Raw genomic sequence first — 12764 nt, 5'->3', positions numbered from 1 at the left:
ATCCTATTCAGTCATTACGGTAGCCGATAGGGCAGCCACGCGAAAATTCCGCCTATTTCAATAAAAGTCCGTCCTATGCTGTGCACCTGAATGCTTGGCGAGAACGAACTTTTTAGTCCAATGTCATTATCTTAAGGGGAATCCCTGTTTGGCTACTTCCAACGTAACCCAAAACCCATCAACTTGCAAGTGTTAACAAGCTCAACTTATCGGTTAAGGGTTCACTTCGATGGAAGCACCGTCGAGTATGGTAATGCCCTCTTCCGTATAATTTCCCAGATCCCTCATCAGGTCAAACAAGGCGCCGTCCTTCATCTTCGCTTCAATCATGACGTCCACTTTCGGCGTAGCCCCGGCAATATTCCTTAAAAAAGCCAGCAGCGGCACGACATCCACCCCGTCCGCATGGCTGCGGATATCGGTCTTGCTCTTGGGGCTGGAGACATGAATCTTAGGCGGCAGCGGCTGCGCCCGGTCCGAATCGGCCTGCGCAAGCGGCGTCTCCCAGGTGCGAAGGATATCCGGCCACAGCTCCCAGGGCGCCTCGCCATCGTTATTGACCCACTGGTGATGGATATCCAGCACCATCGGCAGCCCCGTTTGCTGGCATACGGCCAGCGTTTCCTGGGCGGTAAAGGTTTTATCGTCATTTTCAAGGGTCAGCCGTTCCTTGATGTGGGGGTTAAGCTCACGGAAATGTTCAACGAATCGGGCGGCTGCCGAAGGCTTGTCCCCATAAGCTCCCCCGATGTGAATGTTATTCTTCATGGAAGCAGGCAGTTCCATCGCCTGCAGCATATGGACGTGCGACTCCAGATCACGGATCGAATTGACCAACACCTCAGGACGCGGCGTGCTCAGCACCGTGAAATGATCCGGATGGAAGGAAACCCGCATCCCGTGTTTTTTCACGAATTCCCCAATGGCCTGAAAGCCTTCCCGCAAAGCCGGGAACGGATCCCAGTCCCGCATGTCGTTATGCGTGGCCAGCGGAATCAGCTTGGACGAGAAGCGGTATACCTTGATATCGTGAGCCGCATTATGCTTCAGAAGCCGAAGGGTATTATGTAGGTTCTCATTCGCGATCCGCTCCAGTTTGTGTAGGCCGGCCTCACGGTCATTCAGCTTCATGAAACTCTTCATCGTCATCGTCTTGGAAGGAGAAGCATTCTGCACGACCGTGGACATGGCCACATAACCGAAACGGACAATCATGCATGGTCTCCGAAGAACATCTCGTGCGCGAGCGCGGTCTGTACGCGCGCTTCCTCATCCGTCAATTTGCGGATGAGCTGCAGTTCGACCGAAGTGACCTCCCGCCCCTGGAAGTTGATCTCCGATACGCATGCGGTGATCAGGACGATGGCCACCGCCCGGTTATCCGGCGTATAGGCAATGACCTTCTGTCCCGTCGGAAACACCCGGAGCCCATCCTTCAGCATTTTGCCGCGGCCGTATTCCAGCAGCTCGTAGAGCTCCTGCTCGCTTTTAAACTTACAAACGGAATTGAACTCGGTTTGAAATCCCATATCATGTCTCTTCCTTTCATCCCAAAATATTAGACTCAAGGGGAGCCGTAATGAATAGCGCGGACTCCCCCTGGTGTTTCATATCCTATTGTGACGGCTTACGCCTGGTTCTCATAAATCAGGGATTGCTTGCGATGGTACCGCTCAAGGCCCAGCTCGATCATCCGGTCAAGCAGCTCGCGATAGGATACGCCCGTCTCCCGCCACAAGAGCGGGTACATACTGAACGGCGTGAAGCCCGGCATCGTGTTCACTTCGTTGATCAGTATCGCGCCGTCCGAACGGCGGACAAAGAAGTCGGCGCGGGTAATGCCCCCACCCTCAATCGCTTTGAAGGCGGCAATGGCCAGGTCGCGCAGCCGATCCGCCGTATCCGGGTCGATCTCGGCCGGGATTTGCATCTGCGACTGTCCATCCGTATATTTGGCCGCGTAGTCATAGTATTCACTGGAAGAGACGATTTCACCCGGAACGGACGCCATCGGCTCGTCATTGCCGAGCACGCTGACCTCCACTTCGCGCGCATCGACGAACTCTTCAACGATGATCTTGTCATCGAAGCGGAGCGCGGATTCAATCGCTGCCTTCAGCTGCTCCCGGTTCTTGGCCTTGGAAATCCCGACGCTCGAGCCGAGGTTAGCCGGCTTGACGAAGCTCGGGAATCCGAGTTTGTCCTCGATGTTCTTGAGCACTTCATGCTGGCCCCGCTCCCACTGGGTGCGGTTGAAATAGCAGTACTCGCATTGCGGCAATCCTGCCTGGGCAAAGAGCTTCTTCATGACGACTTTGTCCATCCCGGCAGCGGATGCAAGCACGCCGGTTCCCACGTAAGGGATGTCCGCCATTTCGAAAAGCCCCTGGATCGTCCCGTCCTCGCCGAACGTCCCGTGAAGCAGCGGGAACATAATATCGACCGCCTGATTCTCTTCCCCGTACAGTCTGCTGAACACGGCGTTCAGCGCCGTTTGCGTGCCTTCCCCTTCAGCCAGCTTCAATTCCTCCTGCCGGGCGAAAGGAGCCGGCATCTTGCTGCCGATTCTCCAGGTTCCCTGCTTTGAAATATAAAACGGGACCATCTCGTATTTATCAAAATCAAAAGCGTTCATGACCGCGAATGCCGTGGATAGCGACACCTCATGCTCGCCGGATTTCCCCCCGTATACTAAACCAACCGTCAATTTATCCTGTCCCATGTTAACCTCTCTCTTGTCCGTATTGCAGCATGACATGCTGTCATCTTAAAAATAATCGGGAATATGGTAAAACCGGTATTCGGTGTTATCGTTCCAAGCATAGGAATCCCGGTAGTCCCAATAGCGGTGGCGGCTTGACACCGTATGCGCATTAACCAGCGGCATCCCGCCCGCGTCAAACGCCGTCACGATGGTGCTGTGCTGAAACGCGCCGTCGCCGTCCCAGTCGTACACGATAACGTCCCCCAGCATCAGCTGTTCGGGACGCTCCACCCGCTCGGCCCGGAGCCCCGTGGTACTGGCATTCAGATAATGCGCGAAGCTGTTCGACACCGCCCAGCTGTAGCTCCACCACTCCCGTTTGTTGACGTATCCCTTGTACCACCATCCCGTTTCTCTTTTACCAGTATAGTGGATTGGGGCTTTGCCTGCAAAGAGGCACTGGGAGATATAGTTCGTGCAATCCACGTCGAATTCCTCAAACTCCGGATTCCCCGAATCCCACCAACGGTCGGCATAGGCAGCCGCGGCTTCGCGTTCGTAACGTCCCGATCGCGGACTGCTGCCAGCGGCGTATACGCGTCCGTTCATGAAGGGAGTGGACGGCTCCCTTCCGGCCGCGTCCGACCCTGCTCCCGGAATATCGGCCCTCTGCAAAGGATGGCGTTCATCCTGCAGACGTTCAATGCCGACGATCAGCCAGGCATCCCCGTCCCGAATCAGCGTCAGCCGTTCCCCGACAACCGTGTCTTCCCGATGCGTCATCCCTCTTTTTTCATAATAAAAAACGCTGTGGAGCCGCACATCGGCCACCACATCATCCTCCGTTTCCCTCAGTATGCGCTGAAGACGGGCGCGGGTCTCGCTCTTAAGCGGCGTTGCCTCCCGCTCCGCATACCACGATTGCAGGCGAAACTGCCTCTCTCCTCTCTCTACCAGGTAGTTCAGGTCCGCCACAATCTGCTCTTTCAGGCCTGAGGAATAGTCCACGCGATTTTGGTTATATTGATTGACGTAAATATATAGAGCTTGCTTCCAAGGCTTCTCGGCTTGCTTCAAACTGTTCATCCTCTCTCCTCCTCTAACCTTGCCATTCACGCCGTTCCCTATCACAACTATATGAAGCAAATCTTCAGGCTATGAGCTTCGGTCAAGAGAATGCAGAAACGCGGGATTGCAGCGGCTGCTTTCGGTAAGAAAACAGGCTTGTTTTCACCTTTTTGAATTGCGTTTCTTCTATAAAAAATGCTTTACGCGGGGAGTTGAAAACGTTATACTTAAAGTAGTCAATTTATGAAATTAGGTTTCATCTAGTGAAACCGAAAAGGATTTAACCCTAACTGTCTTTATTCGATTTATGAAATGACTTAAGGAGGTTCATCAATGCCAGCAAAGGATCAATTCTCCATCTCTCGCAACCTAGAGGTGGGCGGTAAAAGTTACCGCTACTTCAGCCTGCAGGCGCTCGAAGAGCAAGGATACGGCAGCGTGTCCAAGCTTCCTTTCTCCATTCGGGTGCTGCTTGAAGCTGCCGTTCGTCAGTTTGACGGACGCGCGATTACCGAAGATCACGTAAAACTCTTGTCCAAGTGGAACGAAGGACGCGACAACAACAAGGAAATTCCGTTTATCCCTGCCCGTATCGTACTGCAGGACTTCACCGGCGTACCCGTTGTCGTAGACCTTGCAGCCATGCGCGACACTGTAAAAAAATCCGGCGGCGATCCTAAACAGATCAATCCGCTCGTTCCGGTCGACCTCGTTATCGACCACTCCGTCATGGTCGACGCTTTTGGTACCGACCAAGCGCTTGAAACGAACATGAAGCTTGAATTTGAGCGCAACGAGGAGCGTTACCGTTTCCTCCGCTGGGCTCAAACGGCATTCAACAACTTCCGCGCGGTTCCTCCGGGAACAGGTATCGTTCACCAGGTTAACCTGGAGTACCTGGCTTCCGTTGCGGCTACGAAGACCGTTGACGGCGAAACGCTGGTCTTCCCTGATTCCCTCGTAGGCACGGACTCCCATACAACCATGATCAATGGTCTTGGCGTTGTGGGCTGGGGCGTCGGCGGCATCGAGGCGGAAGCCGGCATGCTCGGCCAGCCGCTGTACTTTGTCACCCCTGAAGTTATCGGCTTCAAGCTGACAGGCAGCCTGGCAGAAGGCGCTACCGCGACTGACCTTGCCCTCACGGTAACCGAGCTTCTCCGGAAGAAAGGCGTCGTAGGCAAATTCGTAGAATTCTACGGTCCAGGCCTCGCCAACATCAGCTTGGCTGACCGCGCAACGGTTGCCAACATGGCTCCGGAATACGGCGCTACGATCGGCTTCTTCCCGGTTGACGACGAAACGCTGGCTTATCTTCGCAACACGGGCCGCTCCGATGAGCAGGTTGAGCTTGTGGAGAACTACTATAAAGCGCAAAACATGTTCCGTACGGCCGATACGCCGGACCCTGAGTTCTCCGACGTAATCGAACTGGACCTGGCTTCGGTTGTGCCGAGCTTGGCCGGACCGAAACGTCCGCAGGACCGTATCGAGCTTACCAGCATGAAACAAAACTTTAACGACATCATCCGTACGCCGATCGATAAGGGCGGATACGGCCTCAGCGATGAGAAAATTGCAGAAACCGTTAAAGTCAATCATAAAGACGGCTCTACCAGTGAAATGGGAACGGGTGCCGTTGTTATCGCAGCCATCACCAGCTGTACAAACACGTCCAACCCAAGCGTTATGCTTGGCGCAGGTCTCCTGGCGAAGAAAGCCGTTGAACGCGGCCTGACAAAGCCCGGCTATGTGAAGAGCAGCTTGACTCCAGGTTCCCTTGTCGTTACCGACTACCTCGAGAAGTCCGGTCTCTTGCACTACCTTGAAGCTCTCGGCTTCTATGTTGCAGGCTATGGCTGCGCAACTTGTATCGGTAACTCCGGTCCATTGCCGGATGAAGTGAGCGAAGCGATTGCCGACAACGACATGACGGTAGCCGCCGTATTGTCGGGTAACCGTAACTTCGAAGGTCGCGTGCATGCTCAAGTCAAAGCCAACTACCTGGCTTCGCCGCCGCTGGTTGTTGCATACGCTCTGGCAGGCACGGTGAACATCGATCTTCAGAACGATCCGATCGGGTACGATCCGAACAATGAGCCTGTGTATCTGAAGGACATCTGGCCAACGAGCGCGGAAATCCGCGAAGCGATCGGCCTGTCCGTCAGCCCTGAAGCATTCCGCGCCAAGTACGAGAACGTGTTCACCGCCAATGAGCGTTGGAACAAGATTCCTGTGCCTGAAGGCGAGCTGTACGAGTGGGACGATCAATCCACTTACATTCAGAACCCGCCGTTCTTCGAAAGCCTGGGCAACGGCCTGAACGACATCCAGGACATCAAGGAAGCGCGCGTGCTGGCTCTCTTGGGCGATTCCGTTACGACGGACCACATCTCTCCAGCGGGCAACATCGCAACGAACAGCCCAGCCGGCAAATATCTGAGCGACCGCAACGTGGAACGCAAAGACTTCAACTCCTACGGCTCCCGCCGCGGTAACCACGAAGTCATGATGCGCGGTACGTTCGCTAACATCCGGATCCGTAACCAGGTCGCTCCAGGTACGGAAGGCGGCGTTACGACTTACCTGCCAACGGAAGAAGTGATGTCCATCTATGATGCTTCGATGAATTATCAAGCAGGCGGACAAAACCTCATCGTTATCGCAGGTAAAGAATACGGTACGGGAAGCTCCCGCGACTGGGCGGCAAAAGGTACGTATCTCCTCGGCGTCAAAGCTGTACTGGCTGAAAGCTTCGAGCGTATTCACCGCTCCAACCTGGTGGGTATGGGCGTTCTTCCGCTTCAGTTCCAGGAAGGTCATGGCTGGAAGAGCCTTGGTCTGAACGGCCGCGAGACATTCGATATCCTGGGCCTCAGCAACGATGTGAAGCCAGGCCAGGAATTGACGGTTGTCGCTACGCGCGAAGACGGAACGCAATTCGAGTTCCAAGCTATCGCTCGTCTGGACAGCATGGTCGACGTGGATTACTACCATAACGGAGGTATCCTCCAAACGGTACTGCGTCAAATGATCGCATCGAACCAATAAGGCATTCTTATAGGCGATTTGGCCTTAGTCAAAAATCCCCATCATCCGCGCATGGATGGTGGGGATTTTGTTATTTCCCGGTACTTCTTTCCTGAATATTGGAAATCCCGTTTCGAATGTTGCCATGGAGGTTAATTGGTAAAAAACATTCCCGGAAATCCAGACTTAGGAGGAAGGTACCTATGATCAAAATACATACGATGTCATCGTTCCATTATCAATACCAACGGCCGCAGCCGGTGGCAGCGCCTAAGAAAGAGGAAGCGACGGACAAACCCCTGACCTTTCAAGAAATCCTTAATCAGAAAATGAAGGAAAAGAACGTGAAGCTGACCTAAGTTGCGCTTACCTGTTAAAATACTGGGCTGCAGCGACAAAAGGACCGTTCCCCGCGATCACCAAGATCATGGGGGACGGTCCTTTTCCATCCTGATAGGAATATCGTTTATATGGGCGAGCCTTCTCCAAAGAGGGACAGCGTTTGGACGGTGTGTTATTCCGGGTGGCTGTATCACATTCAGCCTCCCGGTCATTCAATAACTTATAGTGATGCTGTCTCTGATCCGGCAATAGAATAAATTAAATCATCATTCCCATTTCCCGTGCCGCTTCCATCAGGATTGGCGCATGCTCGCGAAGCGTTTCGGCTGACAGGCGGGTTACAGGCCCTGACATCGACAACGCGGCAGCGACGCGGCCACTGCGGTCGAAGATCGGCACTGATACGGCAGCCGCTCCAGGCTCGCGCTCTTCGATGCTGATTGCGTAACCGTTCTCCAGTATTTCCGCCAGCTGCTGCCGGTACGCGTTCTTATCGACCGCCTCCGGCCAATCCGGCGCATTCAGCAGCTCCTCCTGGTCCGCCTCAGGCGCAAAGGCCACAAGAACCTTGCTGGACGCGCCCACCGAGAGCGGCAGCCGCACGCCGACCTGGGCGACCCGGCGGATCCCCTGGTTGCTCTGAACCGCTTGAATCCGAAGGCGATCCGAACCGTCCCTTAAATACAGACTTACCGTTTCCCCAAGCCGATCCCGCAAAGCCTCCATCGCCGGCTGAAGGCGAATGGCAGGGTCGTCGCTTTGGGACAGATGCATCGACAGCTCCCATATTTTCAAGCCGAGCCGGTATTTCTCCGTCTCTTTGTTCCGCACGACGAATCCTTTGTCTTCCAGCGTTGTTAGCAGCCGATGGACGGTGCTTTTATGTAATCCGATAAGGGAAGAAATTTCCGTGAGAGCAAGTTCGCCATCCTTCGTAAAACACATCAAGATATCAAGGGCCCGCTCTACGGCGCGTACCGTCAATTTGCGGTCTTCCATCCCGATCAGCTCCTCTCCTGTTTCATTGTATGAAACCTGGTTACAAGAATTATATGAGAATTCTTCTCAAAAGTAAACCATGGGGACAGGGACTTTACAGTTGTCTTACAATCTATGGTTTTGCATTGACTTTATAGGCATCCGGGCATACGATTATTATAATTTCAACTTTTTCATGTTCACGAAACGCACTCAGACTATATGGTAAGGAGGGGCCACTTATGAGCACTACGACTGGTAGTAATGCCCCACTCTCCCAATTGAATGACGCGCCGGCCGAGCTGTCCACGGGCTTGGTCCGTCTAAAGCATATTATATTAGCGCTGCTATTATCTGTCGTTTTTTTCCTCGTTTTCTGTTTTATTGCGCTTCATGCCTATATCGCTTGGGTTTTGTCGAATCCGACGGTGGCTCCGCTCTATTCCAATCCCAAGCTTGCGAAAGATATGAATTACGAGAACGTCACGTTCCACTCGATTGACGGGAAACGAAATATCAATGGATGGTATATCCCGGCCGAGAATTCCTCGAAAACCATCGTGCTCAGCCATGGTTACGGCGCCAACCGAGAGGAAACCTGGGTACCGATGTACGATATCGCCCACTACGCGCACAATATGAATTTCAATGTGCTCATGTTTGATTACGGTTTTGCCTCCCAGACCAGCAAGGAAGTGGCGACCGGCGGCAAGGAGGAGAAACGCCAGCTTCTTGGAGCCATTGAGCATGTGAAGCAGCGCGGGGCGAAGCAAATTGTCGTCTGGGGATTCTCCATGGGGGCCGGCACCGCGCTGCAGGCAGGGCTTGAGACCAAGGACGTGGATGCCATGATTCTGGACAGCGCCTTTTTATTAGAGCCGGACACGCTTTACCACAATATCCACAACCAGATTGATCTCCCCCGTCATCCATCGCTGGAGATTCTGGAGCTGCTCTTCCCTGTGCTTAACGGCACAAGTCTGGACCAGATCCCGTACAATGAAGTGAAGAAGCACGATTACCCGTTCCCGACCTTGTTTATCCACGGAACGAAAGACGATAAGGCTCCTTACCCGATCGCCGAGAAAATCGCTTCCAACCAGACGCATGCGGATTCCGATTCCTGGATTGTAGAGGATGCCCATCATGAGCTTATCTTCCGCGAGCACCCTAAGGAATATCTGCGCAAAGTGTCGACCTTCCTCGGCAAACTCGAAACGCCGGACGAATCCTGAGGTTTTCATCAGTTGTTTATATAGCGAAGAGGCCGTGCTTTTCATGATACGATTCTGCTCCCCTGCTGCCTGATGCAGCGGGGGGTTTTTATTTTTCCTTCATAATACAGGCCGCCAAATGAATATAGTGTGTTTAGTGAACCTGATACTGGAGGGAACGGACATGTTATTTCATTATGGAGCGAAGCTCCCGGTACGATTACTGGAGGAAATTCGCTTTTGGAAGCATCAGGAAAGAAAACACCTCGCGCTGATCAAAGCCGTGGTGCCCGATCTGGAGCCGGTCTACGTGAAGATGCTGGATCAATGGGCCATCGTGTTCTCCGACACGGAGAAGGCGGCAGACGAACTTCTGCGCCATATTCTAAGTTATAATGCTTCTCCCACGCCTCAAATGCTGGCCCAGGTCGAGCAGCTCTTGCGCGCTTCCTGCGAGCAGTCCAGGGAGTTCATTCGCCAGCTGCACAGCTTAAAAGAGAACAGTGAGGCCGTTCAGAAAGTACCGCTTGCCGGTACGGTCCTGCACCATGTGATTCGGGAGTCCGAATATTTCCTGAATGCACTCGAAACACTGAACGCCGCCGGAGCGCTGGAGAGATTCATGGATGTGGATATGCCGCTGCAGTCGATGACGCTGCACGAGACCACGTCTCCTCCGCCGTCTACTCCCGAAGCCGAGCTGTCCATTCAAGGCATGGGAGACAACGGCGGCAAGGCTGTGCCGATTGGCGGACACCGCCTCCCTCCACTGCCTTACGCTTATAATGCGCTCGAGCCTTATATCGACGAGAAAACCATGCGGATTCACCACGACATCCATCACCAAAGCTATGTCGACGGCTTGAACAAGGCGGAGAAGAAATTGGAGGAGGCCCGAAAAAGCGGCGATTTCGAGCTCGTGAAGCATTGGGAACGCGAGCTTGCGTTCCACGGTGCCGGGCACTATCTGCATACGATCTTCTGGAACATCATGAACCCGCGGGGCGGCGGCGAACCGGGCGGAGAGCTTGCACAGCAGATCAAGAAGGATTTTGGAAGCTTCGATCGATTCAAGAAGCATTTTACCGAAGCAGCAGACAAAGTGGAAGGCGGCGGCTGGGCGATCCTCGTCTGGAGTCCGCGCAGCCATCGGCTTGAGATTTTGCAGGCCGAGAAACATCAAAATCTCTCCCAGTGGGACGTCGTCCCTCTCCTCGCCCTGGATGTATGGGAGCATGCATATTACCTTAAACATCAAAATAAACGCAAGGATTACATCAACGATTGGTGGAACGTGGTCTACTGGCCGGAAGTCGCAGAGCGTTTCAAGCATGCCAGCAAGCTGAAATGGAAACCGTTTTAACTCTCACTCCGGCATTAGCTGCTTCGGATTGGTTAATATTGGGTATGAGGTCTATAGCCCTCCTTACTTCCTTTATGGAGTTTAGGGAGGGCTTCCCTGTTCAGAGGGGTACTTGGTCATGAGCCCGGATTCGAGCAGGATTATTCAGGTTAAGGAGTAACCCAACCTTATTGTTAGGTCTTTTTTACCACATATCTGGTTAATTATTCGGTTGAACGCTACCATATGCTGGATTATGATATGACAGTAAGCTTGGTACGCAGCCTCAGCATTGGTCTAAGGCAACAACCGAAAGATCCGGCGTGCCTGTGGGAGCAGGACATCACGACTGAAGGGATGGGTCAGTGTGAACAGTAGGTTCAAATCGCGTATTTTCATTTTTGCTTTTGTATTCATTATTCTAATTGTTGGAGGATGCCAGCCCGTGAACCATAATCAAAACGAAGCCACTGCAAACGGCAGCTCGGACGAGGTTATAACAAAGGCGAAAACCACGGCCGTTCAGTATTTTAAGGAAAAATACAATTTGGATGTGGAGATTACCAAAGAAGAGATGATGCCTTCGATCGTAGCGGACAAGGTCAACCTCGAAGGGTTTGTCGTGGATCATCCTGAACAAACCTTTAAGATATCCGTAGATTTCAACACAGGCGAAACGTCCAATTTCGTGATGAACCCGGAGCTTAGAAAAGCTATTAAGGGCGAGTGACGGGCCTATGTTTCTCTTTGCAATAACCATAGGCTCTGAACCTGATAGATCACGTTAAGGAGGGAATATATTTGAGTTCACCGCAAGTGGATGACGAGACATACCGACTCATGTCGGAAGCGGCTTACCTCGATCTGAAAAAAGAAGATACCGTTGAGGACCTGCCGGGATGGGAGGTTCTTGAGGACTATAAGAGCAACAGCATATCCGGTTTTGACGCGGTAACTTTCTACAACAAGGAAACGAACCAGGCTGTTATCGCATACCGCGGCACCGAAGCAGGCAGAGATTTATCCCATGCTCTCCCCGATTATCTGGCCGACGCGGATATTGGCATTGAAGAGATCAAACGAAAAATCCCGGAGTTTCGGGCTCCTTGGGCCGACCATGTAGACAAGGTCAAAGAAGTTACGGGCATTAACGATGTCACGGATTGGTTCGGCGAACAATCGAGGAAAATCGATAAGAAAACGGATATCTTGGGCACCAATCAGTTGTATCAAGCCGAGGATTACGCGCTGGAAATGAAGGAGAAGTACAAGGGCGTTGATTTTTCCCTTACCGGTCATTCGCTGGGCGGAGCCAACGCGCAATATGCTGCAGCTTATACGGGCATGTCGGCAGTCACCTTCAGCGCCCCGTCCGTCATCGGGAGCCTCTCCCCTGAAGCCAGAAGAAAAGCCGAGAATGGGGAATTCGACTCCCAGATCATTAATTTCGCCCATCCCGGCGACATTATTGCCAGCGGCGCGCTCGGAGGTTACGACGGTCACGTCGGCTCTACCTATTACATAGACTCCAGTTACAAGGATGCCAATGACGGGCTCAGCATCAAAGAAAAAATCGATAATACGCTGGGAGGCCCCAATTATCACCAGCTGGACCGCTATCAATTCGAGAATGGTTACATTTCGAACCGTCTGTATGACGGTGCTACCGGTAAATCCGTGGATTCGCCCAGAATTCCTTCCCATAGCGGTCTCTTGTTTGGTCTTGGCGGGCCGTTGAGCAACTTGGGCTTAGGTCTAGGTTTGGGCGGCTCAATGGGAGCCCTGGCCGGCTCCGCAGGAGGCTCCTCCGGCACCATCCAGGTCACCCCAGCCGAGCTGCGAAGCGTAGCTGAGAAATGGCGAGCTCACGCCCATCAGAGCGATGCCGAAATGCAGGGAATCCGGCAGCGTCTCTCCAAATACATGTTCTCCAGCCACAGCCGGCGTCTGCAGCCGATCGTCCAGCAGTTGGATACATCCATCATGTCGATGAGTCAGTGGCATCTGCAGCATACCACCGACATCGTGCAGTACATTAAATTTAAGGCGGATCTGTTTGAACGTACAGATAACAGCGGGTAAACAT

At 53.1% G+C, this 12764-nt stretch carries 11 protein-coding genes; 6 read left to right on the top strand and 5 right to left on the bottom strand.

Annotated features, from left to right (window positions below; all coding sequences use genetic code 11):
* Positions 1-213 precede the first annotated feature (213 nt).
* The 4 genes from uvsE to M1D70_RS04335 all read right to left on the bottom strand — a co-directional run bounded on the left by uvsE (position 214) and on the right by M1D70_RS04335 (position 3790).
* On the bottom strand, positions 214-1215 hold the full coding sequence (gene uvsE / locus M1D70_RS04350) for a UV DNA damage repair endonuclease UvsE (RefSeq protein ID WP_456289220.1): 1002 nt from the start codon (positions 1213-1215) through the stop codon (positions 214-216).
* Positions 1212-1529 (bottom strand): hypothetical protein, encoded by a 318-nt coding sequence (locus M1D70_RS04345; RefSeq protein WP_009591113.1) that lies wholly within the window; start codon positions 1527-1529, stop codon positions 1212-1214. Before M1D70_RS04345 ends, uvsE begins: the two co-directional genes overlap by 4 nt.
* Positions 1530-1627: 98 nt before the next feature.
* Positions 1628-2722 carry a D-alanine--D-alanine ligase gene (locus tag M1D70_RS04340; protein WP_456289219.1) on the bottom strand — a complete coding sequence of 365 codons (1095 nt, stop codon included), beginning with the start codon at positions 2720-2722 and terminating at the stop codon, positions 1628-1630.
* A 45-nt stretch (positions 2723-2767) separates the two neighbouring features.
* Positions 2768-3790: an amidase domain-containing protein gene (locus M1D70_RS04335; protein ID WP_009591119.1), complete on the bottom strand. Its 1023-nt coding sequence runs from the start codon at positions 3788-3790 to the stop codon at positions 2768-2770.
* A gap of 315 nt (positions 3791-4105) precedes the next feature.
* On the opposite strand from M1D70_RS04335, the gene acnA reads away from it, so the two are divergent.
* A complete protein-coding gene (gene acnA, locus M1D70_RS04330) occupies positions 4106-6823 on the top strand; it encodes an aconitate hydratase AcnA (protein WP_009591082.1) in 2718 nt (905 codons plus the stop codon).
* 182 nt (positions 6824-7005) lie between these two features.
* On the top strand, positions 7006-7161 hold the full coding sequence (locus M1D70_RS04325) for a hypothetical protein (RefSeq protein WP_456289218.1): 156 nt from the start codon (positions 7006-7008) through the stop codon (positions 7159-7161).
* Between the two features lie 241 nt (positions 7162-7402).
* Here M1D70_RS04325 and M1D70_RS04320 read toward each other — a convergent pair whose 3' ends face one another.
* Positions 7403-8143: an IclR family transcriptional regulator gene (locus M1D70_RS04320; protein ID WP_009591105.1), complete on the bottom strand. Its 741-nt coding sequence runs from the start codon at positions 8141-8143 to the stop codon at positions 7403-7405.
* A 221-nt stretch (positions 8144-8364) separates the two neighbouring features.
* Between M1D70_RS04320 and M1D70_RS04315 the strand changes: the two genes are divergently transcribed.
* The 4 genes from M1D70_RS04315 to M1D70_RS04300 all read left to right on the top strand — a co-directional run bounded on the left by M1D70_RS04315 (position 8365) and on the right by M1D70_RS04300 (position 12760).
* Complete coding sequence (locus M1D70_RS04315; protein WP_009594930.1) at positions 8365-9357, top strand: alpha/beta fold hydrolase; 993 nt, start codon at positions 8365-8367, stop codon at positions 9355-9357.
* 163 nt (positions 9358-9520) lie between these two features.
* The gene (locus tag M1D70_RS04310) at positions 9521-10699 is read left to right on the top strand and encodes a Fe-Mn family superoxide dismutase (protein ID WP_456289217.1); all 1179 of its coding nucleotides are present in this window, start codon (positions 9521-9523) and stop codon (positions 10697-10699) included.
* Between the two features lie 424 nt (positions 10700-11123).
* Complete coding sequence (locus M1D70_RS04305; protein WP_119850008.1) at positions 11124-11408, top strand: hypothetical protein; 285 nt, start codon at positions 11124-11126, stop codon at positions 11406-11408.
* 71 nt (positions 11409-11479) lie between these two features.
* A complete protein-coding gene (locus tag M1D70_RS04300) occupies positions 11480-12760 on the top strand; it encodes a lipase family protein (protein WP_009594895.1) in 1281 nt (426 codons plus the stop codon).
* Positions 12761-12764: the final 4 nt, after the last annotated feature.

This window comes from Paenibacillus sp. AK002 (genome assembly GCF_053903045.1).
This window is presented reverse-complemented; position numbering and strand designations above follow the sequence as displayed.